Origin of the sequence: Pseudomonas sp. BRM28, from assembly GCF_002939405.1 — a bacterium.
GTDB classification, from domain to species: domain Bacteria; phylum Pseudomonadota; class Gammaproteobacteria; order Pseudomonadales; family Pseudomonadaceae; genus Aquipseudomonas; species Aquipseudomonas palmensis.
Window position 1 is genome coordinate 2,682,342 of the sequence record NZ_PEFV01000001.1, and the last position, 22,756, is coordinate 2,705,097.

A 22,756-nucleotide genomic window follows, 5' to 3' on the forward strand; every position below is an offset into this window, starting at 1 on the left:
TAGTGAACTGCGGTGAACTGGTGAACATCCCGTATTCATTGGGTGAACTGGACATTTCGACATGACGATAATCAGCAAGTCGGAGTTCGCCACACGGCGCGGCTGGGCCAAGTCGTACGTTTCCAAGCTGGCCAAACAGGACCGGCTGGTGTTGACCGAGGATGGCAAGGTCGACCTGGAAGCAACCGAAGCCCTGCTGGCCGATTCGGCAGACCCCAGCAAAGCGGCCGTCACGGCTCGGCATGAAGAGGCGCGGATTGATCGCGACGTTCGCAGCCAACTGGTACCGGCCGCCGAAATACCTGCGGTGCAGGCCACAGGTAAAGGCCCGGATTTTCAGAGGGCCCGCGCACACCGTGAGTACTACCTCGCCCAGTTGGCCGAGGCCGAATTCCACAAGGTCCAGGGCAACCTGGTTGAGCGCAAGGCGGTGGCCGATGCAGCATACGGTGCCGGGCGGATGGTTCGTGACCTTGTGCTAGGCCTGCCGTCTCAACTGGCACCAGAGTTGGTTGCAATGACCGATCCCTGGCAAATCGAAAAGCACCTGGCGGGCGCCTTCCGCCGAGTCTTTGAGGACGCTGCGCGCATGAGCACGTCGGACCTTGAACAAGCTATAACCCAGAGCTGAGCCTATGCCCACCGGATACGCAGACGGTGCCGAGGTGTACCGCGAAGCGTATTGCCGTGGGCTGAAGCCCGACCCCGAGCTGTGGGTGGATGAATGGGCGGACGAGTACATGCGGATTCCGCGTGATACCGGCGCCGCCGAGCCTGGCAAATACCGCACAGAGCGCACACCGTACGCACGTGAACCCATGCGCTGCCTGTCACCGAGCCACCCCTGCAAGCGGGTGGTTACCATGGTGGCCTCGCAGCTGATGAAAACCCAGATCGCATTGAACTGGATCGGCGCACTGATCCACATGTCGCCGTCGAATATTCTGACCTTGCTGCCCAGTTTGAGCCTTGCCAAGCGGGTGTCAGCGCGAATCGGCAAGACGATCAAGGCCACCCCGGTGCTCAGCGAGCGTGTTGCATCGCCGCGCTCACGGGACTCACGCAACACCATGGATACCAAGGAATTCGAGGGCGGCTCGCTGTACGCGACTACGGCTGGCTCGGCCGCCAACTTGGCCGAGCTGTCGGCGCGGTTCGTCTACGGCGACGAGATCGATCGTTGGGATGTGGACGTAGACGAGGAGGGCGACCCGATCGAACTGGCCGAGACCAGGGGTAGCACCTTTGGCCGCAATGCCAAGTTCTATTTCTCCAGCTCCCCGACAATCAAGGGTGCCTCCCGCATCGCCGACCTGTACGAGTCCAGCGACCAGCGTCACTACTACGTGCCGTGCCCGACCTGCGGACACATGCAGATCCTTGAATGGGAGCGCCTGCTGTACTCGCAGGACTTGAGCACGGTGCATTACCAGTGCGCTGGGCCGACCTGCGACGTGCTGATCGAGGAGCATCACAAGGGCGAGATGCTTGCCCGAGGTGAGTGGCGATCGCATGCCGAGGGCGATGGCGAGACGGTGGGGTTTCACCTCAATGCGCTGTATGCCCCGCTGGGTTGGCAGGACTGGGCATCGCTGGCCAAGCAGTATGAAAAGGCCAAGAAAGCCCAGGAACGTGGCGACCTTGAACCCATGCAGGTGTTCTACAACACCCGTCTTGCCAAGGTGTGGGACAGTGCGCAAGAGCAGACCAAAGCCGAAGCGCTGCAAGCCCGTGCTCTGCAGGAAGACTTCGTGCTCGGCACCCTGGCGGTGGGCGTGCTTTCGTTGACCGCTGCCGTAGACGTTCAGGCCAACCGGCTTGAAATGATCACCATTGGCTGGGGCGTCGGCATGGAGCGCTGGGTGGTCGATCACCAGGTGATCATGGGCGACCCCTCGGACGACCGCACCTGGGCGGCCCTCGACGAGAAACTCAAGGAGCGCTACAGGCATCCCTGTGGCGTCAGCTTGGCGATCCTCGCCACCGCGATCGACTCTGGTGGTCACCACACCCATGAGGTGTACCAGTTTTGCCGCATCCGGCGCTGGCGAAATGTCTTTGCGGTGAAGGGCGCGAGCAAGTCCGGCAAGCCGGTAATCGCTCAGCGCCCCTCCCTGGTCGACGTTACCTGGAAAGGTCAGACCGAACGCAACGGCGCTGAGCTGTGGATCGTCGGTACCGACACCGCCAAGGACTGGATCTACAACCGCTACCCCGTCGAGACCGGCCCTGGCGCCTTGCACTTCGCCAAGGACTTGCCTGCGGACTTCTTCGAGCAGTGCGTGGCTGAGCGCAAGGTTGCGCGGTACGTGAAGGGCTACAAGCGGATCGAGTGGGTCAAGGGCAAGGCGGATCGCAACGAAGCACTCGATCTGATGGTGTACAGCTTGGCGATGGCCCATTACCTGGGGTTGCACCGTTACGGCGAGCACGACTGGGCCCGGATGCGCCAAGCCCTGGCCCAGGCGAACCTGTTCGACGATTCCGCCCAGGCTGCCCCCGCAGCCGCGACGCGAGATCGGCAGGCAGAACCCGATGTTGTCCAGCCCGCTCCGCAACTTCAGCCAGCGGCCGTTGCGCCAAGCCCGCCACCGCGACAAACCGCCCAACCTATGCAACGCCGCAGCTCCCCTAGCGGCTACCTGAAGAGACGCTGATATGGCCTACACCCAAAAGCACCTCGACGCTGTTGAGGCGGCTATCGCTCGCGGTGAGAAAACCGTGCGCTACACCGACCGCACCGTGGAGTACCGCTCGGTCGACGAGCTTCTCAAGGCCCGCGATGTGATCCGTACAAGCTTGGCAAATACCGCCGGGCCTCGTTCACGTGTCGTGCGATTGAGTCACGGAGGGAAGGGCTTGTGAGTACTCGTTATCCGACGCTGACACGGTCAGGGTTCCTGCTGCCGGAAAGGCTCAAGGCCAGCTACGAGGGCGCGGCCGAGGGGCGGCGATCGTCGAGCTGGGACGCACCCGATACCGGGGTCAACAGCCTGATCATGCCGGCCCTGCGCAACTTGCGCTCGCGGTCGCGGGCAGCTGTTCGCAATGATCCGTACGCGGCAAACGCGATCGATCGCCGGGTCAGCAACCTGATCGGGACCGGCATCACCCCACAGCCGCGCCTCAAGGACAAGGACCTGCGCTCGCAACTGCAAGAGCTGTGGGAAGACTGGGTTGACGAGTCGGACGCGGATCAGCTGACCGACTTCTACGGGCAGCAGTCGCTGGTGGCGCGCACAGTCGAGCAGTCTGGCGAGTGCTTCGTGCGCATCCGACCGCGCCGGCTGGAGGGGGGGCTGGCAGTGCCTTTGCAGTTGCAGTGCCTGGCGCCAGAGTTCGTGCCGCACGACAAATTCGAGCTCACAAAGGACGGCAACATCATCCGCGCCGGTATTGAATTCAACAGCCAGGGGCAGCGTGTTGCGTACTGGTGCTACCGGTCGCACCCCAGCGACATGGCGGCCCTGAACGCGGGCTACAACATTCTGGTGCGAGTCCCTGCCAGCCAGATGCTGCACATCTTCGAGCCCGTTGAGCCCGGCCAGCTTCGTGGCGTCCCACGTCTCGCGCCGGTGCTCAAGCGACTGCGCAGCCTGGACAACTACGACGACGCGGTGTTGTTCCGGCAGGAGGTGGCCAACCTGTTCGCCGGCTTTATTCGCAAGCCTGCCAGCGACGGGCCGCCAATGCTTGACCCGGTGACCGGGGCGCCAATCAAGACCGGTTCAGATGGATTCACGCCGATGGTGGCGCTGGAGCCCGGAACGATGCAGGAGCTGCTACCGGGCGAAGAGGTTGAGTTCTCGAAACCGCCCGATGGCGGCAACAACTACCCCGACTTCATGCGGCAGCAACTGATGGCTGCAGCGGCCGGTGCAAGCCTGCCGTACGAGCTGATGACGGGCGATATGCGCGGCGTCAACGACCGGACGATTCGCGTCGTGCTCAACGAGTTTCGTCGGCGGCTGGAGCAGCTGCAGTTCGCCGTCTACGTCCACCAGTTGTGCCGGCCTGTACGTGCGGCGTGGTTGGACATGGCAGTGCTGTCCGGTGCGCTGGATCTGACGGACTACGGCCAACGCCGTCGTGAGTATCTGCGCACCCGCTGGGTACCCCAGGGCTGGGCCTACATTCAGCCGGTGCAGGACGTGCAGTCCCGGGCAATGGAGATCAACGCGGGCCTGACCTCTCGCAGTGAGATGTGCTTACGCTCCGGTACCGACGCCGAGATCGTCGACCAGGAGAATGCCGCCGATGCTGCCCGCGCTAGAGCGTTGGGCCTGAACTACAGCACCTTGTCGCCCAGCGATGAGGAACCCGACGAGAAGGAGAAACCATGAAACCGCTGTTGCCGTTTCGCATTTTCAACAAGGCCAAAACCGTTTTGCCGGTCGAGGATGAGCACTGGTACAGCATCAAGGCTGAGGCCCGGCCCGAACAGACTGTCATCGAAATCTACATCTATGGTGAGATTGGTGGGTGGGGCATCACGGCCAGCCAGTTCATTCGCGACCTCAGGGCGCTCGACGATGGTGTATCGCCTGTGGTCGTCGCCTTCAACACCATCGGCGGCGACCTGTTCGATGGCTTGGCGATTCACAATGCTTTGAGCCGCCTGGGTGAGCGCTGCACGGCGCGCATCGATGCGTTGGCAGCCAGTGCCGGCGGCATTGCGGCTTGCGGCGCGCACCGTGTAGTGATGGCATCCAATTCCATTCTCATGGTGCACAACCCCTGGACCTATACGGAGGGGGATGCTGAGGACCTGCGAAAGGTCGCCGATGTGCTCGACCAGACGCTGGAAGCCATCATCGCGGCATACAAGGCCAAGGCGCCGGACATTGATGACGCCGAGCTGCGCCGCCTGGTGAATGATGAAACCTGGCTGACGGCACAGGAAGCCTTGGCTCTGGGCCTAGCCGATGAGGTGAGTAGCGGGGTCGAGGTCAAGGCGTGCCTCGGCCAGGGCGCTGCCATGCAGCGGTATCGACAGACGCCCAAGGCCCTGATCGAGCAGCTTAACGAGTCGGCTGCTGATCCAGAGACGCCTCCGGCTAAGCCGGACGATCCTGCCCCCGGTGATCCTCCTGAGCCTGTAGCGGGCGATTCAGCCGCGCTAGCCCTGATGATCACCCAGGCCTGCACCAAGGCTGGGATCAGCAACCTGGTCGAGCCCTTGATTGCTTCCACCAACCTGGCCGACACCGCCACGGTGCAGGCCGCACTGACGCGTGCAAAAGCGGTGCGCGATCTGTGCGTGGCCGCACGACTGCCCGAGCTGACGGGAGAGTTCGTGAAGGCTGGTCTGGATGCCCAGGCAGTGCGTGCCCGGCTGTTCGACAGGCTGGTTGGGTCCGGCAAGGGCTTCGAGATCGACAACAGCCTCCCACCTGCCGACGACCTGCCGGAAAAGGTCAAGGCGCAACTCCCCAACCCTAACGCTATCTGGGCTGCCCGCCGGCAGGCCACCAACAAAGGAGCACGACCATGAGCAACATCCATCGCGAAACGGTGCACGCCGGTGAGTTCCTGCTGAGCGAAGGCGCGGGCAAGATTTCCCGCGAGGCGATCAGCGTCGTGGCCGGACCGGCCCTCATTGCCGGTCAGGTGCTCGGCCTGGTTACCGCGACAGGTGAGTTTGCACCATACGATCCGGAGGCCGAAGACGGTCGCGAGAACGCGGCCTGCATCCTGTTCGCCTCCATTGGTGAGTCAGAGGTGGCACGGCGTGCGCGAGCGGTGGTTCGGCTGGCAGAGGTGACCGAAAGCCTGCTCACTGGCCTGGACCTCGACGCCGAAAAGGCCCTGGCAACGCATTACATCATCGTTCGCTGAAGCGATCGCAACTTTCCCCAAACCCCGCCCTGAGCGGGGCTTATGCTTTCTGGAGTATTCCCATGGCTGATATCGCCATTTTTGAAGACGACGCATTCGGCGTCGCTGCGTTGACCGCTGCGATCAACGAGCAGGAGCTGGTGCCGGGCCGACTGGCCGCGCTTGGCCTGTTCGAGGAGGAGGGTGTCACGACCCTGACCGTGCAGATCGAGAAAGACGGCGACAAGCTGGCCCTGGTGCCGGCAGGTGAGCGCGGCACCTCGGGGTTGGTGGTCAATGCCAGCAAGCGCATCCTGCTGCCGTTCAACACCGTGCACCTGCCCCAGCGCTTCGCCATCAAGGCCGACGAGATTCAGGGTATCCGCGCTTTCGGTACTCAAACCGAGCTGCAGGCGGTTCAAGACGTAGTGAACAAACGGCTGGACAAGGCGCGCCGCCAGTTGGATGCGACCCACGAATTTCATCGTATGGGGGCGCTGAACGGTAAAGTGCTCGACGCTGATGGTAGCTCGGTGTTGCTGGATATTTATGACCGCTTCGGTGTTAAGCGCCAGAGCATGTCGATGGGGCTCAACGATCCTGAGGCGAACGTCCAGGTGCAGTGTGTTGAAGCGCTGGACATGCAGGAAGATGCGCTCGGCAGCGTGACTACGACGTCCTCGCGAGCTTTCTGCGGCAAGACCTTCTGGAAAAAGCTCATCTCTCACCCGTCGGTGGTCGACACATACAAAGGCAGCGAGCAGGCCGCTTCGTTGCGCGGTGATGGCCGTATGTCCTTCGAGTTCGGCGGCATCAGTTGGGAGCGCTACCGGGGCAAGGTTGCGGGTGTCGCTTTCATCGCGGACGATGAGGCGCGCCTGGTGCCCGAGGGTGTGCCAGAAATGTTCCTCTCGGTATACGCCCCAGCCGATTACATGGAAACGGTCAACACCCAGGGCCTGCCTTACTACAGCAAGCTCGAGCCAATGCCGTTCGGTAAAGGCGTCGCGGGCGAGGCCCAGTCCAACCCGCTGCACATCTGCACCCGGCCGCGTGCAGTCATCAATCTGAAGCTCTGATCATGAGTTTCCGCGACCTGATTGATTCAGTGGATGACGCGGTATTCGAGCTGCTCGGTGATACAGCCTTCATCGAGGAGCGCGAAGTGCTTGGCATGTTCTCGGTGCCCTGGCTGCAGCCCAAGTTGGGCAAGATCATCACCGCGCTGCGTGAGCCGCACCTGGTTGTGCGGGTTAGTGATTCTGACGGTGTGGTGCCCGGGCAGGTCGTGCGAATCGAGTTGCCCGAGTACGACGGCGGTGGGTCGTACACACTGGTTCGGGTCGAGCCGGGTGGTGATGGCCTGGTCGCTCTGGTGCTGAGGCTCAAACCATGAGCGTCGGCAGCTACACCCAGCAGTCGCGAGATGCCGGGATGATCACGCTGCAGCCCTCGCTTACTGACTTTCAGGCGTTCAAGGAGTTTGCCGCGATCATGCCGAAGGCCGCCGCTGCGGCGAAGCGGCGTGCGATCAACAAGACCCTGCGCTGGTTGGTTACTCATATCGGACGTGCCGTCAGCCGCAAGGAGCGTATTGCCGTTGCTGCTGTGCGGCAGCGCTTGCGTGCGTTCCCCGTGACCAACAACGGCTCGGGCAAGCTCTGGTTCGGTATCAACCCGATCGAGGCGAGTCGGATCGGTCGGGCTCGACAGGGCCGTTCGGGTGTCTCGGTCGCTGGGCGACAATACCAGGGAGCGTTCTTCAAGAAGGTCTACGGTGGCAAAGCCGATATCTGGATCCGCACAGGCAGCAAGCACTTTCGAGCTTCCGACTATCCGAACAGCGATGTGTCGGGGGGAGGTGGCTACCGTACCGGATGGGTCTCTGAAAACGATAACCGCTTTCCACTGGCCAAGGCCAAGGTCTCACTTGATGAGGTGAGGCCGTTGTTCGAACAGTGGGTGCGCAAGGCTGATGCGCGGCTGATGGAGGTGCTGCAACAGGAGCTCAACTTTGAAATTCAGAAGGTTCTGAAAGGAGGTGCACGTGGACGATGAGCCGCTGACGCTTGATCGGCTGTATGCCGCGATCGAGAGCGGCATACATGCAGCGGTACCCGGTCTTGCGATGGTTGTGACGATGCCTCATATGCTCCAGCAGTTGCCTGTACCGGCTGTTGTGATCGAGGTGGCAGAGTTTGAGCCGGGCGTAGACCGAGGCACTGGTGAGGTGGCTCTGGTCGTTCGGTTCGAGGCGCGAGTCATTGTTGCCCCAGAGCAGCCGGACTGTCAGCAGCAGGCAGCCTTCGTCGCTGCACAGCTGACCGGCCTCCTGCGCATGCAGTCGTGGGGGCTGGGCGTCGAGCTTGCAGAGTTCGTGCGAGCGGCACAGGACTGGACTCGTCCTGAGCTGGATGGGTATGCGGTGTGGGTTGTTGAGTGGACTCAGCAGATTTATCTCGGCGACCAGGAATGGCCATGGCCCAACCAGCCGCCGGGCACGCTGGTGTTCCGGGTTGGGCCAGATGCCGAAAGCATCGAGCCGGAGGAACTGCAATGAGCTACGCAAGCGCACAGCATGACCGCATGCTGGCCGGCCTGGTCATGCCCTGCAGCGTTGTCGGGGTCGACCTGGCGTCTGCGATGGTGCGTGTGTCAGACGGTGCCGGCTGGACCAGCGCCTGGGTACGCTGGCACAGCCAGGCGGCGGGCAAGGCGCGGCACTGGCGGGCGCCGAGCCTGGGCGAGCAGGGCGCGCTGATCAGCCCCAGTGGCGAGCCGGCGCAGGGCACGTTCGTGCCGGGGCTGTACGGTAACGCCGGTGCACAGCCGGACAACCGCGATCACGTCGAGGTGTGGCGCTTCGACGACGGCGGTTCGCTGGTCTACGACTGGCAGGCCAAGACCTACACCATCGACCTGCCCAGCGGCAGCGTGACCACCAAGGTCGGCGGCAGTGTGGTCGTCGTCACGGATGATGCGATAACAGCACTGACCGGCAGCGTCACGGTCACCGGGACTATCACCCTGGTCGGTGACGTGCAGATCAACGGCGCGTTACGCGTAACGGGCGATATCAACGGCGGCGGCAAGATCATCGACACCGGCGGCAACACCGCCAATCACAAGCACTGACACCAGCCCGCCCCGCGCGGGCTTTTTTGAACCTGGAGAAGACTATGGCCGTAGCAAAGAAAACCGCCCCGGAGGCGCTGCCCGGCGCGTCTGTGGCGTTTCGCGATACTCGCTTTACCTCGCGCACGTTGATCCTGCCGGACGGGCGGGAGCTGCCTGTGGCGCAGGCCCGTGTGGTGATCGGCACCGATGACACGGTTGCCCTGGAGTACCTGATGGGCCACCCGGACCTGCAGCAGGAGTAATCCCGTGATCGGACTGGATCGCCGCACCGGGCTGGCACTGTCGGGCATCGAGCACCTTCGCCAGTCCATAGAAGACATTCTGACCACACCGCTTGGCAGCCGGCGCATGCGGCCTGACTACGGCAGCAAGCTGCGCCGCTTTGTCGATCTGCCGGTCAACGACGGGTGGAAAAGTGCGGTACAGGCCGAGGTGGCCCGTTCGCTGAGCCGCTGGGAGCCGCGCTTGAAGCTTGAGCGCGTGCGTGTGGTGGCTGTGCTGGGCGGCCAGATCACGCTGCAACTGACCGGGCAGTACCTGGGCGACAGCCAATTGCTGGAGGTGACGGCATGAGTATCGTGGATTTGTCGGTGCTGCCCGCGCCGCAGGTGCTGGAAGACCTCGACTTTGAGCAAGTTTTCCAAGACGACCTTGCGGCGTTCAGGCTGCACATGGGGGACAACTGGGACGCGCTGCTGGAGAGTGACCCGGTGACCAAGCTGCTGGAGGTCGGCGCGTATCGCAAGCTGGGCAACCGGGCGCGGGTGAACGACGCGGCCAAGGCGCTGCTGCTGGCCTTCGCCAGGGGGGCCGACCTTGACCACCTTGCGGCCAACGTACGGCTCAAGCGGCTGGTGGTGCAGGCCGAGGATCTGGTGGCGGTACCGCCAGTGGCCGAAGTGCTCGAGGAGGACGACGCCCTGCGCGAGCGGGTCCAGTTGGTGTACGAGGGGCTGACCACGGCCGGCCCGCGCAACAGCTACATCCTGCACGCGCGCAACGCCTCGGGGCTGGTGGCTGACGCCACGGCCGAAAGCCCGGCCCCGGCGGTGGTGGATGTGACGGTGCTGAGCCTGGAGGGCACTGGGGTGGCCAGCCCCGAGCTGCTGGCCGAGGTGGCCGCGCACTTGAATGACGACGACGTGCGACCGGTGGCGGATCGGCTGAACGTGCGCAGCGCCGAGGTGATCCCGTATCGGATCGATGCGGTGTTGTACCTGGCCGGTACCGGGCCGGAAAACGAGGCGACCCTGGCCGAGTGTCAGCGGCGCCTGCAGGCATGGGTCAACCCACGGCGCCGCCTCGGCGTGGAGGTTTCTCGCTCGGCCGTCGATGCGCAGTTGCACATCAGTGGGGTGGGGCGGGTGGAGTTGCTGGACTGGACGGATATTCGCCCGACGAAGGCCCAGGCGGCCTGGTGCACGGGTTTCGAACTGACGCGGGGAGGCTGACATGCAAAGCCTCCTGCCGCTCAACAGCACGCCGCTGGAGCGGGCTGTTGAGGCTGCATCCGTCGAAGACCTGCAGATTGCCCTGCGCACGCTCTACAACCCCGACACCTGCCCGGCCCACCTGCTGTACCAGCTGGCCTGGGCCTGGTCGGTCGACCGCTGGGATGAAACATGGTCCGAGGCGGTCAAGCGCTCGGTGATCCGCTCTGCGTTCTACATCCATGCCCACAAGGGCACCATCGGCGCGCTGCGCCGGGTGGTCGAGCCGTTCGGCTACCTGATTGATGTGGTCGAGTGGTTCCAGACGGTGCCCGAGGGCGTGCCCGGCACGTTCGCGCTCAAGGTCGGCGTGTCCGACGAGGGAATCAGCGAAGAGACCTACCGCGAGCTGAGTGCGCTGATCGACGACGCCCGGCCAGTCAGCCGGCACATGACCGGCCTGGCCATCAGCCTGGAAACGGCCGGGGCCGTGTGCATCGGCGCTGCGCTCTATGACGGTGACGAGCTTGATATCTACCCGCCTGCGCCGCGTGACATTGAGGTCACGGGCTCGATAGGCCGTGGCGGACGCGAGCACACCATTGACTACCTGGACATTTACTAATGGTTGACCAGACTTCCCAGTTTTACGCGATCCTGACCAAGGTCGGCGCCGCGAAGCAGGCCAATGCGGATGCCCTGGGCATTCCGTGGAAAATCACGCAAATGGCGGTCGGTGACGCCAACCCGGGCGGGCTCGACAATCCGCCGCTGCCGATGCCCGATGCAAGCTGGACCAGCTTGCTTGGCGAATGGCGCCGGGCACCGCTGAACCAGCTCAAGGTCGACGAGCGCGACAGTGCGGTCATCGTCGCCGAGCAGGTGATTCCGGCCGAGATCGGTGGGCGCTGGATTCGTGAGGTTGGGCTGTACGACGCCGACGGAGACCTGGTGGCGGTGGCCAACTGCGCGCCTACCTACAAGCCGCTGCTCAGCCAGGGCTCGGGCCGTACCCAGGTGGTGCGCATGAACCTGGTAGTCAGCAGCTCCAGCAACGTGGTGCTCAAGATTGATCCGAGCGTGGTGCTGGCCACGCGGGAATGGGTCGCCGAGGAGCTGGCCCGGCAGGACTTCAAGCACTCGGTGCTGGCCGCGACGACCGCCGCCATCACCTTGAGCGGCCTGCAGACGGTGGACGGCGTTGCGCTGGCGGCCGGGGCGCGGGTGCTGGTGAAGAATCAGGCCGCTGCCAAGGACAATGGGCTGTACCTGGTTGTCGCCGGGGGCGCCTGGACGCGCTGCCCGGATGCCGACACCAGCGCCAAGGTCACGCCCGGCCTGCTGGTCCTGGTGGAGCGGGGCACGGCCAACGGTGACAGCTGCTGGCAGTTGATCACGGATGCAACCATTACCCTGGGCGTCACGGCGCTGGCCTTCGAAATGGCCTTCGGGCGCAGTGGGGTCGCCGCCGGTACCTATCGCAGCGTCAAGGTGGATACCTACGGCCGCGTCGTCGCTGCGACGAATCCGACCACATTGACCGGCTATGGCATCACGGACGCCTACACCAAGACCCAGGTCGAGGCGATGATCGCTGAGGCTTCGGCGATGCCGGTGGGGTTCATGGCGGCGTTACCGGTAAACAAGATCCCACCGGGCTGGCTGGAGGTCGACGGCAGCGCCAAGAGCATTGCGGCCTACCCTGACCTGGCCGCGTTCCTCGGTGGGGCCTTCAACAACGGCACCGAGCCGGCGGGCTACTTCCGTTTGCCGGAGTCGCGCGGCGAGTTCCTGCGCGGCTGGGATCATGGACGTGGGATTGATGCCGGTCGCGAGTTGGGCAGCTGGCAAAAAGGTTCTGTGCACAGCTTCGACATTGGTCCTGCCGTTGGCTCGGTTGCTGACCGTTCGGGTGCTACGACAGCAACTGATGCGCGCAGCGGCCTTGGGTATGACGCTGGCGAGCGCGCCGACTACACGTTGGCTCAGACGGTTTCAGTAGCTGGCAGCAACGTAACCGGAATTACCGATACCAGTGAAATTGCATGGGGGGCTACACGGCCGCGCAACGTCGCAGTCATGTTGTGCATCAAGGCCTGGAACGCGCCGATCAATCAGGGAAACATCGACATAGCGGCGCTTGCCGTATTGGCGGGGCAGGCGACTGAGGCCAACCTGGGGACGGCGAGAATCGCAACCCAGGTGCAGGTCAATACCGGTACCGATGATGCAACGATCGTCACGCCCAAAAAAATGCGCAACGGGTTCTCGGTCTTGCTGGAGGCGACAGGGTATATCGCGTTACCGTCTTGGCTGGGCGGATGGATTTTGCAGTGGGTCAATGGCGGTTCCATGTCTAGCATCGCCTCGGGCGGAAGCTCGGCCAAGACCTTGACCTGGCCCTTGGCATGGCCAGCCGGCCCGCTCGTGCCATGGGTGACATGTACGGGGGCGACTTCGAACGAAGTCGGCATGGTCGCAACCACCAGCGGTATGACCGCATCAAGCATCGTAGCCAGCGTCTACAACTCGACAGCTAGCGCAAAAAGCGTGCAGAGCGTTATTGCATTCTGCATAGGGAGGTAGCTGGTAATGCTCTATTTTGCCCCGAAAGCAGCGACCTTCTATGACACCGACGTGCATGGCGAGAACATCCCCGCTGGCAGTATCGAGGTGACCTCGGATCAGCGGCGCGAACTGATCGCGGCTATCGCGAATGGCCACCCGATAGCCTGCATCGACGGTTGTATACAGATCGGGGAAGCCCCTGCGCAGAGCCCTGCTGAACTGGCCGTGCTTGAGCGCATCTGGCGGGATGCTGAGATGCAGTCCAACGAATGGCTAGTAGCACGTCACCGCGACGAACAGGACATGCAGCTGCCCACCACGCTGCAGGCTGAGCAGTTCGCCGAGCTGCTGCAGTACCGCCAGGCCCTGCGCGACTGGCCACAGTCGGAGATGTTCCCCGCCATCGAGCATCGCCCTGAGCCCCCAGCCTGGCTGGCCGACCTGACCCCATAAAGCCCCGCACTGTCGGGGTTTTTTCATTCTGGTTTCACCCTTCAAGGCCCTGCACTGCGGGGCCTTCTCGTTTCTGGAGCATTCCCATGAGTGGTTTCTTTCACGGCGTTACCGTAACGAACGTCGACACCGGTGCGCGCACCATCGCGCTGCCGTCGTCCTCGATCATCGGCCTGGTCGACACCTTCACCGAAGGCCCGACCGCCACGGCCAAGGCCAACGACCTGGTGATGATCACCAGCGAGCGTGAGGCGGTGGCGGCGTTCGGTGCTGACTCAGCGATCACCAAAGCGTGCCAGGCCATCTACATGCGCGCCAAGGCCGTCATCGTGGCGTGTGGCGTGGCCAAGGTGGCCGACGCGGCCGAACAGACCTCGGCGATCATCGGCGGCGTACTGGCCGACGGCAAGCGGACCGGCCTGCAGGCGCTGCTCGACGGCAAAAGCCGCTTCAACGCGCAGCCGCGGCTGCTGGTCACGCCCAAGCACAGCGCGACCCAGGCGGTCGGTACCGCGCTGGTGGCCCTGGCCGACAAGCTGCGCGGCATCGCGATCATCGACGGCCCGAACACCACCGACGAGGCCGCGCTGGCCTATGCCGAGAACTACGGCGCCAAGCGCGCGTTCCTGGTCGACCCCGGCGTGCAGCAGTGGGACACGATCACCAGCGCGACGGTCGACAGCCCGGCCTCGGCCTGGGTCGCCGGCCTGTTCGCCTGGACCGACAACGAGTATGGCTTTTGGGCCTCGCCGTCGAACAAGGAGTTCGTCGGCATCACCGGTACATCGCGGCCGGTGGAGTTTCTGGACGGCGACGAAACCTGCCGGGCCAACCTGCTCAACAACGCCAACGTCACCACCATCATTCGTGACGACGGCTACCGCCTGTGGGGCAACCGCACCCTGAGCAGTGACCCGAAGTGGGCGTTCGTCACCCGCGTGCGCACGATGGATATCGTGATGGACGCCATCCTGTACGGGCACAAATGGGCGGTCGACCGCTCAATCACCGCGACCTACGTCAAGGACGTGACCGAGGGCCTGCAGGCGTTCATGCGCGACCTCAAGAATCAGGGCGCGATCATCAATTTCGAGGTGTTCGCCGACACCGAACTGAACACGGCCAGCCAGCTGGAGCAGGGCAAGGTGTACTGGAACATCCGTTTCACCGACGTGCCCCCGGCCGAAAACCCCAACTTCCGCGTGGAAGTCACCAACCAGTGGCTGACCGAAGTCCTCGACGGCGCTGCTTAAGGAGCTGCAAGCATGGCAATGATTCCCGAAACCCTGGCCAACCTGAACCTGTTCGTCGATGGCGTCAGCTTCCAGGGCGATGTGCCCAGCCTGACCCTGCCCAAGCTCACCCTGAAGATGGAAGAGCACCGCGCCGGGGGGATGGATGCGCCCATCGAGCTGGATATGGGCATGGAAAAGCAGGAGGCCGGTTTTACCACGACCGGGGTGCGCCGCGAGTCGCTGAAGTTCTTCGGCCTGGCCGACGGCACCGCGTTCAACGGCACGTTCCGGGGCGCGTTCAAGGGCCTCAAGGGCAAGATCGTCCCGGTCGTCGTGACCCTGCGCGGTGCGCTCAAAGAGGTCGACATGGGCGACTGGAAGCCCGGCGACAAGGCCGAGATCAAGCACAACGTGGCCGTCACTTACTACAAGCTGGAAGTCGAAGGCCGGTTGATCTACGAGATCGATCCGCTCGGCATGAAACGCGTCATCAACGGTGTCGACCAGCTCGCCGCCCAACGTTCGGCCCTGGGCCTTTAAGGAGTACACCGCATGACCAAGAAAACCCCGAGCTGGATGGCCCTTCAAGCTGACCGCGTTACCGTAACGCTGACCGCTCCAGCCCAGGCAAACAATATCCAAGTGGACCGCCTGACCCTGCGTGCGCCGACTGTGCGTGACATTCGCGCCGCCCAGGCCGGTGCCGGCGACGAGGAGCAGCGCGAGCTGAACCTGTTCGCCAGCCTCGCCGAGGTCGGCGTACAGGACCTGGAGGGCCTGGCACTCAAGGACTACACCCGCCTGCAGGCCGGCTATTTTCGCCTGGTGCGCGACGACGAGCTTTGACCCTGCAGTCCAGAAGATGGCGGCAAAGCGGCTCGCAAGTGAGCTGAATTTTTCCGCCGCCGAAATCATGGCCATGTCGTTTGCCGACATGGTCTGGTGGCTCACGGATTGAGCCCATTGCTGCGGCACGGGGGGGTAGATGGCCAGCAAATTTGCTTTGGGCCTGGTGATCGGCGGCGCCGTCAGCTCCACGGTGGGTTCGTCGTTCAAGTCGGTTGAAAACCGCATCAAGCAACTGGAGGAAAAGGGCAACAAGGCCAAGGTACTCAAGAACAGCATCGGCGAAACCATCCGCCTGCGCGAAGAATGGAACAAGGCGCATCAAAGCGGTGCGGCCGGTGCTGACAAACTGCTGCAAAAGCTGGAGGGCAACTACAAGAGCCTGAAAGAGCAGGGCGTTCAGTTGCACAAGCTGCGTGCTGAGTATCAGGCCCTGGAGCGTGTCGCCCAGGGCGTCGATTTGCGCATGAAGGGGCGTCAGCAGATCGGCGAGGGCGCCGAGGGCCTGAAAAGCAGCGTGGGCTCGGCCCTCAAGCTGTCGGCCTCGCTCGCAATTCCCACCAAAATCTCGGGCGACTACCAGGCTCAGATCCGGCAGATGGCCCTGTGGGCCCACGTTGCTGGCGAGAACGGCGAGCAGCAGATGGCGGACAAAATCGCCGACGTGGCGGCCAAGGTCGGCATGAGCCAGCAAGCGCTGGCCAGCGCGGTTGGCGGGCTGATCGAAAAGGGGATCGACTGGGAAGAGTCGGTGGACTATGCGCCGCTGATCGCCGACCTGGTCGACGGGCAGGGCATGGAAGCCGACACGATTGCCACGCTGTTCAGTGCCTTCAAGGAAGCCGGGGTCAAGAAGGAAGACATGGGCGCGATGCTGGGTCAGGTCGCGGCCGCCGGTGACATTGGTGCGTTCGGGCCCAAAGACATGGCGCGGTACATGCCCAGCCTGCTGGGCACGATCAAGAAGCTGGGCATGGAAGGCCCCGAGGCGGTTCGCTTTCTTGGGGCCAGCCTGCAATCGCAATATAAGCAGACGCAGGACTCTGCAGCAGCGGCGACGAACATGAACAACCTGCTCAATGCAGTGATCAGCGGCACGAGCCAGGAGCGCTTTGCCAAGCAGGGGATCGACCTGGCCGGGTCTATCGCCGCAGCGGTCAAGAGCGGCAAAGCAGAAAACCCGGTCGATGCGTTCATCAAGCTGAGTGACGTGCTGCTCAAGCGGCAGGACCCATCGAAAGCAAAGGAAGTCGAAGCACTCAAGAAGCGCATTCAGGAGAGCGCGGACGGCAGCGCCGAGGAAGCCCAGGCGATGGCCTCGCTGCTTGAGTCGGCGGGCCTCGCCGGCATCGTCAGCGATCAGAGCGCAAGTGCCGGCTTGCTTGCGCAGATCAAATACGGCAACTCGATCAAGGATGACATGGCGTCGATCAAGGAGACCGACGGCCGGGTCAAGATCGAGGAGGACGCGGCCAAGGCGCGAGAAACGTCCAACGCGAAGTGGGGGACCGCCACGGCAGCAATGGAAACGGCGATGGTTCGGCTCGGCGATGCTATTCGGCCGATCACCGACCGGGTTGCTGACGGGCTGGCGACGGTGACTTATTCAGTCGCCGACCTGACGCAAAAAGTGCCAGGTGTGGTCGCTGGAATCGTCGGGATTGGCGCCGCGCTGATCGCCGCTCGGGCAGCGTTCAGTGCGTTCAAGATTGCGAAGGGTGTAACCAACATCGCGAAGGGCTCGATGATGGGCGACCCGAAGCTGGTGCAGCGGGTGTTCGTCACCAACGCGCCGGCCGCCGGCGGCGATGCGGCAGGGGGCGGCGACGCTGGCCGCAAGAGCACCAAAGGCGGGAAGGGTAAGCGGGGTGGGGTGCGCGGCAATGGTGGCGGCATCGGCCTGGGCGGTGTGATGAAGGGGGCGGCAGCGTTCGCGGTGATCGATGCCGGCATGAAAGTGGCTGACACGTATCAGAACGCGGAAACGCGCAATGAGAAAGCCGAGGGCTACGGTGAGGCCGCCGGCGGCATGGCGGGCACCCTGGCCGGTGCTGCAGCAGGTGCGGCCCTGGGGTCGATCGTACCGGGCATCGGCACGGCGGTCGGCGGCATCATCGGCGGCATCCTCGGTTCGATGGGTGGCACCGCCGCCGGCGGCGCCTTGGGGCTCTCGCTGTTCGGTGAGAGTGAAAAGCCTGCTGCCGCAGGCAAGCCATCACCGTTGCTGCCGACAGCGATGCCTGGGCCGTCTGTGCCGTCGCTGGCCACGCAGGCGCAGGCGTTCCAGCCGGGCGCCGGGGTAAAGCCCGCTGGCATCCTCGCGGGACCGGAGGGCGCTGGAGGTCCGCCGATGGGGCAGGTGGTGCGCTCGATGGCGGTTGCAGCGCCGGCCGCTGCAGCAGCGATCAAGCCGCCTGAGCCGCCCAAGGCCGCGCCGCCGAAGGTCGAACAGTCATTCACCTATGCGCCTCACATGCCCATCGCCGTACAGGGCGATGTAAAAGACCCGGCTCAACTGGCCCGCGAACTGGAGCCGCACATGCGCCGCCAGTTCGAGGAAATGAGACGGCAGGCCGCCGCTCGTCAACTCTACGACACACCAGACGTTTAGGAGGGCCTATGGCCTACATGGATCAACTGCAATCGGGTATGCGGTCGCTGGTGGCCGCTGGGGAGGCCGGACGGCGCAGCGCCGACGATATGCTGGGGCCGCTCAACGGCGCGATCAGCGATATCAGCGGGGCCGCGTCGGAGCTGGAAGGCATCCCCTTTGTGGGGCCCGCCCTGGGCGCAAAGCTGCAGCGCACGATGCGCGGCATCACAGCGGCGCAGGCCAAGGTTGGCCAGGTGGCGGCGGTGTACAGCCAGGCGGTCAGTGCCGCCGCCCAGGTGCAGGAACGCCTCGGTACGCTCAAGGAGCAGGCGAGCAAGGCCAGCGCGGCGATCAACCGCGTGGCCGGCAAGGTGAGTCCGTCAATGGGCAACATCCTGCCAACAGGGGCACTGGCCCCGGACGCAACGCCGGAGCCAGAAGCAGTGAAGCCGTTCCCGCATCTGCTGATCATCCAACCCCTGCGGCCCGAAGCACAGCCGTACTACTTCAACCTCGACACGGCTGCCTTCGACGAGCTGCGACGACAGACCGGCTTCCGCTGGGCTGGCCAGGAACGCCTCACACGCAGCATTGCGCAGCAGGCGGTGGGCCTGGGCGACGACAAGATCACGCTCAAGGGCGCGATCTTTCCGACGTTTCGGGGCGGCCTCGGTCAACTGCAGGCGCTGCGCAGCATCGGCAGGCAGTTGCAGCCATTGAACCTGACCACGGGCTATGGCGAAGTGCTGGGCACCTGGTGCTTGACCAGCATCGAGGAAGACCAGAGCAACTTGCTGGCCGGCGGCATCCCGCGCAAACAAGGCTTTTCACTGGAGTTTGTGAGCTATGGCAACGACCTGCAGAACGTCTGACGGGGATCTGCTCGATACGCTGTGCCAGCACTACTACGGGCATCTGAACGGCAGCGTCGAGGCCGTGCTGGACGTCAATCAGGGCCTGGCCGACGAGCCTCAACCGTTCCGCGCGGGCGTGCTGATCCGTTTGCCCGACCTGCCGGCGCCGGCCGAGGCGGTGGTGCAGCTTTGGGATTGACCAAGCCGCGTTACGCGTAACGAACCACACCCCGCCGAGCGCGGGGTTTTTCTTTTCTGGAGGTTCAGCCATGCAACCGATGTTTCGCATCGTCGCGGACGGCAAGGACATTACCGCGCTGATCAATGATCGTCTGACCACGCTGCGCACGACCGACAAGCCGGGCATGGAGTCGGACGAATTCGAACTGCGTATCGATGACCGCGCCGGCGCTGTGGCGCTGCCCAGTCGCGGCGCGCATATCGAGGTGTACATGGGGTATGCCGGCCAGGCGCTGGCCCGCCTGGGACGTTACACGGTCGATGAAGTGGTGTTCACCGGGCCACCCGACTCTATCGAGATTCGCGGCAAGGCCAGCGACATGCGCGGTACCGGCAAGACCACGCGCAGCGGCAGCTGGGAGAACGTCCCGCTGCAGCAGATCGTGCGCGACATTGCCGCGCGCAACGGCTGGCAGCCGGTGTGCCCGGTGACGACGAAAGTGCCGCGCGTCGATCAGCTCAACGAATCCGACTTCAACTTCATCACGCGCCTGGCCAAGCAGTACGACTGCACAGCCAAGGTGGGGGACGGCAAGCTGCTGGTGCTGCCGCGTCAAGCGGGCAAGAGCGCGAGCGGCAAGGCCCTGGGCGTGGTCACGATCAGTCGCGCTGAGGTGAGCCGCTTCCAGTTCCGCCTGGGTGACAAGAGCACGCAGAAGGCAGTGCAGACCAAGCATCAGGACAAGAAGACCGGAAAACTGCAGGTGGTCGAGCTGGGCAACGACGACGCCCCAGCCGGGCTGCCGCCCGTGCATACCGACCGGCATATCTATCCCAACAAGACGGCCGCCCAGCAGGCCGCCAAGGCACGCCTGACGGCGTTCAACCGCAGCACCGCCGGCGTTCGCCTTGACATGGCCGGGCGCACTGATCTGATCGCCGAAATCACGATCAACGCCCAGGGCTTCAAGACGGGGCTCGATGGTGAGTACCTGGTGGAGTCGGTCGAGCAGACATTCACCCAGGCCGGCTGGACAACATCCGTCGAATGCAACGGCGGCAAGAAGGGCAAGGCCAAGGCCAAGGGCAAAACAACGAAGAAAGCCAAGCAACCCGTGAAGGTCGTAGAGCTGTGACCTTCCACCAGCCCCGGCACTGGCCGGGCCTTTCAACATGGAGCAAAGCATGTCACCACTGACCGAGCAGCAGTTGCTGCAGATCCTCCCCAAGGCCCGCCCAGTCGCGGGCATTTTTGTGCCTGCGCTGAACCGCGCAATGGCTCGTTTCGGCATCGACAACCGCCTGCGCGCGGCCGCGTTCATCGCCCAGGTAGGGCATGAATCGGGGCATTTGCGTGTCTTGGCTGAAAATCTGAACTACAAGCCCGATGCGCTTCTTGCGCTGTTCAGTCGGAGCCGCATCAGCGAAGCGTCGGCCCGTGCCTTCGGCCGTATCGATGGCCGCCCGGCCAATCAGCCGGCGATTGCAAACAGCATCTACGGCGGTGCCTGGGGCGCGACGAACCTGGGCAACAAGGTCGAGGGGGACGGATGGCGGTACCGGGGGCGCGGGCTGATCCAACTCACGGGCCTTTCGAACTACCGCGCCGCTGCAGTCGCCCTGGGCCAGCCGCTGGTCGACAAGCCCGAACTGCTTGAACAGCCGGAGGTGGCCGCGCAGACGGCGGCCTGGTGGTGGTCACAGCGCGGCCTGAACAAGCTGGCTGACGCCGGCAGCATTCAGGATATCGGCAGCATCATCAACACCGGGCAGCCCGGCCGGGTGCTGCACGGCGCAGATGAGCGCAGGGCGCTCTATAAGCGCGCTCTTGAGGTTTTACAGTGACGGCCATGAACTGGCGCCTTGCGGCGCTTGCGCTGCTGCTGGGGCTCGCTGTGGGCGGCCGTGTCGCCTGGCTTTGGCAAGACAATGCCTACGGCGAGCGGCTGGCCAAGCAGGCCGAGGCTTATGGTACCGAGCGCGAGGCGGCGGTGGTCGCTGTGCTCGATCAGTTACAGCAGGATCAGGAACGCCGCCGGGCCCTGGAGAACCGCCTGCAGGCAGATGAACAAAACAAACACAAGGAATTACGGGATGCACAACAAGCTCAGGCGCGCCTGCGTGATCGGCTGGCTACTGCTGATTTGCGGTTGTCAGTCCTACTTGCCGGCACCGCCCAGGGTAGTGGCGGTGGGATGCGAGCCACCACCAGCGCCTGCAGCATGGTTCATGGAGGCGCGCGAGCCGAACTTGACCCAGCGCATGCTCAACGAATTGTCGACATCACCGGTGACGGTGACGAAGGAATCAGGGCGCTACAGGCATGTCAAGGATACGTGCGGGAGTTGACACGCCATAGCTCCGTTGAAAAACCCTGAATACGCATAGGTAAATTAAACAGCCATGCAAAATTTTAAAGAATAAATGGTGAGCTGTTACTGATTTATGTTTTGTCTCTCTGAAAATACAAAATGCAGAACAGTAAGCCGACAAAAGCCCCCCAAGGGTACAGGTAATTTACTATCCAAGGGCTGTCAGTACTAGGGAGGTTGTACCCGACAATAATAAATGGAGCGGCGATTAGTGAGATGCCTCCAAGTGCTGAGCTTTTCCCTTCGGTTACAAATAAAGCTGCGAGGATAAACATAAATCCCCAGGGTAGGGCCTGATAAAATATACGTTCAAATTTGTGCGATGGGAAGTTGTGCTGGATATTTAAATTGAAAGGTTTTTTTTCTGCTTCGAGAGTTAGACGCTCAAAATATTTTTTGCTAACGGATTCAGCAGGAAGGAGGGCCACTTTCTGCTCAAGTTCAACCATGACTTGAATTACCTTCAATTCACTGTTCATGCGGCTAAGCTTAAAGTGGCTAGTGTATATTTCGTATGCGATAAGTCCTCCAACGGATATTGCAATAACAACAATTAGGAAGGTGAGCTTGCTCCATGTAAAATCCCTGAGAAAGCTTTGGAAAAAATTAAATATCGTTTCCATGATGTAAGAGTCTTGTTGTAAGGTTGATAGAGAGTTATTTTATGGATAGATCGTGAATTTCTTGGCAGCGCGTTGCTAAGTTTACCTGATCAGAGTTGCCTTTTTTGTTTTACTCGTCGCCTCTGTGGTGTCCAATCTAAAAAAATCAGAATATATTTGACGTCTCGTCAATGCTCATTCGTTTGTTCGCCATGCTTCTTTTGGTGTCACTGGGTCGAGACATAACTGAAAAAGTTTACACAAAGAATAGAGGTCACCGACAACGGCCACAGTCCGTCAGCAGTGACAACGACGAATCCTTCATGCTCGGTGGGTTCGACGCTATGTGACCGACTTGGGCGCGAAAGACGGGTGGCCATCATAGTATCTGATTAACTACGCCTGTATCTTCGATCCGCTTTCATCCAGCAATTCTAACCAGTTGTCGATCCTTGGCCCAGTGCTGCCGCCACCCCAGCGTACGAGGTCCGCGCGCAGTTTCTCCTCTTCCAGCCGCAGCACTGCAACGCGCGTCGTTGGCGCGACGTTGTAGCGCTCCAGTGGCTGGTCGCCAATGCTATTCAGCAGCGGATAGGGCATGCTCAGTGCATCCACGAAGTCGTGGATACCGTGTTACTGGCTCAATCTTCCGCACATTTTGACTCCCG

At 62.9% G+C, this 22,756-nt stretch carries 28 protein-coding genes; 26 read left to right on the top strand and 2 right to left on the bottom strand.

Annotated elements, in window-relative coordinates; translation table 11 throughout:
• Positions 1-61: 61 nt before the first annotated feature.
• From CR917_RS12815 to CR917_RS12940, 26 genes are all read left to right on the top strand, one after another.
• Complete coding sequence (locus tag CR917_RS12815) at positions 62-631, top strand: terminase small subunit (RefSeq protein ID WP_104572398.1); 570 nt, start codon at positions 62-64, stop codon at positions 629-631.
• A 4-nt stretch (positions 632-635) separates the two neighbouring features.
• Positions 636-2,657 carry a phage terminase large subunit family protein gene (locus tag CR917_RS12820; RefSeq protein ID WP_104572399.1) on the top strand — a complete coding sequence of 674 codons (2,022 nt, stop codon included), beginning with the start codon at positions 636-638 and terminating at the stop codon, positions 2,655-2,657.
• A 1-nt stretch (position 2,658) separates the two neighbouring features.
• On the top strand, positions 2,659-2,865 hold the full coding sequence (locus CR917_RS12825) for a phage head-tail joining protein (RefSeq protein ID WP_104572400.1): 207 nt from the start codon (positions 2,659-2,661) through the stop codon (positions 2,863-2,865).
• Positions 2,862-4,343 (top strand): phage portal protein, encoded by a 1,482-nt coding sequence (locus CR917_RS12830; protein WP_104572401.1) that lies wholly within the window; start codon positions 2,862-2,864, stop codon positions 4,341-4,343. Before CR917_RS12825 ends, CR917_RS12830 begins: the two co-directional genes overlap by 4 nt.
• Complete coding sequence (locus tag CR917_RS12835; RefSeq protein ID WP_104572402.1) at positions 4,340-5,494, top strand: head maturation protease, ClpP-related; 1,155 nt, start codon at positions 4,340-4,342, stop codon at positions 5,492-5,494. Before CR917_RS12830 ends, CR917_RS12835 begins: the two co-directional genes overlap by 4 nt.
• Positions 5,491-5,838: a head decoration protein gene (locus tag CR917_RS12840; RefSeq protein ID WP_104572403.1), complete on the top strand. Its 348-nt coding sequence runs from the start codon at positions 5,491-5,493 to the stop codon at positions 5,836-5,838. Before CR917_RS12835 ends, CR917_RS12840 begins: the two co-directional genes overlap by 4 nt.
• Before the next feature lie 62 nt (positions 5,839-5,900).
• Positions 5,901-6,896 carry a major capsid protein gene (locus tag CR917_RS12845; protein WP_104572404.1) on the top strand — a complete coding sequence of 332 codons (996 nt, stop codon included), beginning with the start codon at positions 5,901-5,903 and terminating at the stop codon, positions 6,894-6,896.
• A 2-nt stretch (positions 6,897-6,898) separates the two neighbouring features.
• A complete protein-coding gene (locus tag CR917_RS12850; RefSeq protein WP_104572405.1) occupies positions 6,899-7,213 on the top strand; it encodes a hypothetical protein in 315 nt (104 codons plus the stop codon).
• Entirely contained in the window at positions 7,210-7,875 is a 666-nt protein-coding gene (locus CR917_RS12855) for a hypothetical protein (protein WP_104572406.1), read from the top strand. The genes CR917_RS12850 and CR917_RS12855 overlap by 4 nt, the downstream gene beginning before the upstream one ends.
• Positions 7,865-8,377, top strand: a complete 513-nt coding sequence (locus CR917_RS12860) for a hypothetical protein (RefSeq protein ID WP_104572407.1) — start codon at positions 7,865-7,867, stop codon at positions 8,375-8,377. Before CR917_RS12855 ends, CR917_RS12860 begins: the two co-directional genes overlap by 11 nt.
• Positions 8,374-8,952 (top strand): phage baseplate assembly protein V, encoded by a 579-nt coding sequence (locus tag CR917_RS12865; protein ID WP_104572408.1) that lies wholly within the window; start codon positions 8,374-8,376, stop codon positions 8,950-8,952. Before CR917_RS12860 ends, CR917_RS12865 begins: the two co-directional genes overlap by 4 nt.
• Positions 8,953-8,996: 44 nt before the next feature.
• Complete coding sequence (locus CR917_RS12870; RefSeq protein ID WP_104572409.1) at positions 8,997-9,197, top strand: hypothetical protein; 201 nt, start codon at positions 8,997-8,999, stop codon at positions 9,195-9,197.
• Between the two features lie 4 nt (positions 9,198-9,201).
• The gene (locus tag CR917_RS12875) at positions 9,202-9,528 is read left to right on the top strand and encodes a GPW/gp25 family protein (protein ID WP_104572410.1); all 327 of its coding nucleotides are present in this window, start codon (positions 9,202-9,204) and stop codon (positions 9,526-9,528) included.
• On the top strand, positions 9,525-10,406 hold the full coding sequence (locus tag CR917_RS12880; RefSeq protein WP_104572411.1) for a baseplate J/gp47 family protein: 882 nt from the start codon (positions 9,525-9,527) through the stop codon (positions 10,404-10,406). The genes CR917_RS12875 and CR917_RS12880 overlap by 4 nt, the downstream gene beginning before the upstream one ends.
• 1 nt (position 10,407) lies before the next feature.
• On the top strand, positions 10,408-11,010 hold the full coding sequence (locus CR917_RS12885; RefSeq protein WP_104572412.1) for a phage tail protein I: 603 nt from the start codon (positions 10,408-10,410) through the stop codon (positions 11,008-11,010).
• Positions 11,010-12,971, top strand: a complete 1,962-nt coding sequence (locus CR917_RS12890) for a phage tail protein (protein ID WP_104572413.1) — start codon at positions 11,010-11,012, stop codon at positions 12,969-12,971. The genes CR917_RS12885 and CR917_RS12890 overlap by 1 nt, the downstream gene beginning before the upstream one ends.
• A 6-nt stretch (positions 12,972-12,977) precedes the next feature.
• Positions 12,978-13,406: a phage tail assembly chaperone gene (locus CR917_RS12895; protein ID WP_104572414.1), complete on the top strand. Its 429-nt coding sequence runs from the start codon at positions 12,978-12,980 to the stop codon at positions 13,404-13,406.
• An 86-nt stretch (positions 13,407-13,492) separates the two neighbouring features.
• The gene (locus tag CR917_RS12900; protein ID WP_104572415.1) at positions 13,493-14,659 is read left to right on the top strand and encodes a phage tail sheath family protein; all 1,167 of its coding nucleotides are present in this window, start codon (positions 13,493-13,495) and stop codon (positions 14,657-14,659) included.
• Between the two features lie 12 nt (positions 14,660-14,671).
• Positions 14,672-15,181, top strand: a complete 510-nt coding sequence (locus CR917_RS12905) for a phage major tail tube protein (protein WP_104572416.1) — start codon at positions 14,672-14,674, stop codon at positions 15,179-15,181.
• 12 nt (positions 15,182-15,193) lie between these two features.
• Complete coding sequence (locus CR917_RS12910) at positions 15,194-15,487, top strand: phage tail assembly protein (protein WP_256589666.1); 294 nt, start codon at positions 15,194-15,196, stop codon at positions 15,485-15,487.
• A 139-nt stretch (positions 15,488-15,626) separates the two neighbouring features.
• The gene (locus tag CR917_RS27935; RefSeq protein WP_104572417.1) at positions 15,627-18,098 is read left to right on the top strand and encodes a phage tail tape measure protein; all 2,472 of its coding nucleotides are present in this window, start codon (positions 15,627-15,629) and stop codon (positions 18,096-18,098) included.
• An 8-nt stretch (positions 18,099-18,106) separates the two neighbouring features.
• On the top strand, positions 18,107-18,952 hold the full coding sequence (locus tag CR917_RS12920) for a phage tail protein (RefSeq protein ID WP_173925047.1): 846 nt from the start codon (positions 18,107-18,109) through the stop codon (positions 18,950-18,952).
• Complete coding sequence (locus CR917_RS12925) at positions 18,927-19,133, top strand: tail protein X (RefSeq protein WP_104572418.1); 207 nt, start codon at positions 18,927-18,929, stop codon at positions 19,131-19,133. The genes CR917_RS12920 and CR917_RS12925 overlap by 26 nt, the downstream gene beginning before the upstream one ends.
• A gap of 70 nt (positions 19,134-19,203) precedes the next feature.
• Positions 19,204-20,250: a phage late control D family protein gene (locus CR917_RS12930; protein WP_104572419.1), complete on the top strand. Its 1,047-nt coding sequence runs from the start codon at positions 19,204-19,206 to the stop codon at positions 20,248-20,250.
• A 49-nt stretch (positions 20,251-20,299) separates the two neighbouring features.
• Positions 20,300-20,959: a glycoside hydrolase family 19 protein gene (locus tag CR917_RS12935; RefSeq protein WP_104572420.1), complete on the top strand. Its 660-nt coding sequence runs from the start codon at positions 20,300-20,302 to the stop codon at positions 20,957-20,959.
• A complete protein-coding gene (locus tag CR917_RS12940; RefSeq protein ID WP_371920433.1) occupies positions 20,956-21,492 on the top strand; it encodes a lysis protein in 537 nt (178 codons plus the stop codon). Before CR917_RS12935 ends, CR917_RS12940 begins: the two co-directional genes overlap by 4 nt.
• A 65-nt stretch (positions 21,493-21,557) precedes the next feature.
• Here CR917_RS12940 and CR917_RS12945 read toward each other — a convergent pair whose 3' ends face one another.
• Together CR917_RS12945 and CR917_RS12950 are read right to left on the bottom strand one after the other, a co-directional pair.
• Complete coding sequence (locus tag CR917_RS12945) at positions 21,558-22,109, bottom strand: hypothetical protein (RefSeq protein ID WP_104572421.1); 552 nt, start codon at positions 22,107-22,109, stop codon at positions 21,558-21,560.
• 375 nt (positions 22,110-22,484) lie between these two features.
• Positions 22,485-22,688, bottom strand: coding sequence for a hypothetical protein (locus CR917_RS12950; RefSeq protein ID WP_104572422.1), 204 nt, complete (start codon positions 22,686-22,688; stop codon positions 22,485-22,487).
• Positions 22,689-22,756 lie beyond the last annotated feature (68 nt).

Bases quoted from the DNA above. Each gene is read 5' to 3' on its own strand.
- CR917_RS12845 (WP_104572404.1), top strand. From the start codon at position 5,901: ATGGCTGATATCGCCATTTTTGAAGACGACGCATTCGGCGTCGCTGCG.
- CR917_RS12865 (WP_104572408.1), top strand. From the start codon at position 8,374: ATGAGCTACGCAAGCGCACAGCATGACCGCATGCTGGCCGGCCTGGTC.
- CR917_RS12855 (WP_104572406.1), top strand. From the start codon at position 7,210: ATGAGCGTCGGCAGCTACACCCAGCAGTCGCGAGATGCCGGGATGATC.
- CR917_RS12890 (WP_104572413.1), top strand. From the start codon at position 11,010: ATGGTTGACCAGACTTCCCAGTTTTACGCGATCCTGACCAAGGTCGGC.
- CR917_RS12945 (WP_104572421.1), bottom strand. From the start codon at position 22,109: ATGGAAACGATATTTAATTTTTTCCAAAGCTTTCTCAGGGATTTTACA.
- CR917_RS12905 (WP_104572416.1), top strand. From the start codon at position 14,672: ATGGCAATGATTCCCGAAACCCTGGCCAACCTGAACCTGTTCGTCGAT.
- CR917_RS12925 (WP_104572418.1), top strand. From the start codon at position 18,927: ATGGCAACGACCTGCAGAACGTCTGACGGGGATCTGCTCGATACGCTG.
- CR917_RS12835 (WP_104572402.1), top strand. From the start codon at position 4,340: ATGAAACCGCTGTTGCCGTTTCGCATTTTCAACAAGGCCAAAACCGTT.
- CR917_RS12935 (WP_104572420.1), top strand. From the start codon at position 20,300: ATGTCACCACTGACCGAGCAGCAGTTGCTGCAGATCCTCCCCAAGGCC.
- CR917_RS12840 (WP_104572403.1), top strand. From the start codon at position 5,491: ATGAGCAACATCCATCGCGAAACGGTGCACGCCGGTGAGTTCCTGCTG.
- CR917_RS12870 (WP_104572409.1), top strand. From the start codon at position 8,997: ATGGCCGTAGCAAAGAAAACCGCCCCGGAGGCGCTGCCCGGCGCGTCT.
- CR917_RS12820 (WP_104572399.1), top strand. From the start codon at position 636: ATGCCCACCGGATACGCAGACGGTGCCGAGGTGTACCGCGAAGCGTAT.
- CR917_RS12880 (WP_104572411.1), top strand. From the start codon at position 9,525: ATGAGTATCGTGGATTTGTCGGTGCTGCCCGCGCCGCAGGTGCTGGAA.
- CR917_RS12825 (WP_104572400.1), top strand. From the start codon at position 2,659: ATGGCCTACACCCAAAAGCACCTCGACGCTGTTGAGGCGGCTATCGCT.
- CR917_RS12920 (WP_173925047.1), top strand. From the start codon at position 18,107: ATGGCCTACATGGATCAACTGCAATCGGGTATGCGGTCGCTGGTGGCC.
- CR917_RS12910 (WP_256589666.1), top strand. From the start codon at position 15,194: ATGACCAAGAAAACCCCGAGCTGGATGGCCCTTCAAGCTGACCGCGTT.
- CR917_RS12895 (WP_104572414.1), top strand. From the start codon at position 12,978: ATGCTCTATTTTGCCCCGAAAGCAGCGACCTTCTATGACACCGACGTG.
- CR917_RS27935 (WP_104572417.1), top strand. From the start codon at position 15,627: ATGGCCAGCAAATTTGCTTTGGGCCTGGTGATCGGCGGCGCCGTCAGC.
- CR917_RS12930 (WP_104572419.1), top strand. From the start codon at position 19,204: ATGCAACCGATGTTTCGCATCGTCGCGGACGGCAAGGACATTACCGCG.
- CR917_RS12900 (WP_104572415.1), top strand. From the start codon at position 13,493: ATGAGTGGTTTCTTTCACGGCGTTACCGTAACGAACGTCGACACCGGT.
- CR917_RS12815 (WP_104572398.1), top strand. From the start codon at position 62: ATGACGATAATCAGCAAGTCGGAGTTCGCCACACGGCGCGGCTGGGCC.
- CR917_RS12885 (WP_104572412.1), top strand. From the start codon at position 10,408: ATGCAAAGCCTCCTGCCGCTCAACAGCACGCCGCTGGAGCGGGCTGTT.
- CR917_RS12850 (WP_104572405.1), top strand. From the start codon at position 6,899: ATGAGTTTCCGCGACCTGATTGATTCAGTGGATGACGCGGTATTCGAG.
- CR917_RS12950 (WP_104572422.1), bottom strand. From the start codon at position 22,688: ATGCCCTATCCGCTGCTGAATAGCATTGGCGACCAGCCACTGGAGCGC.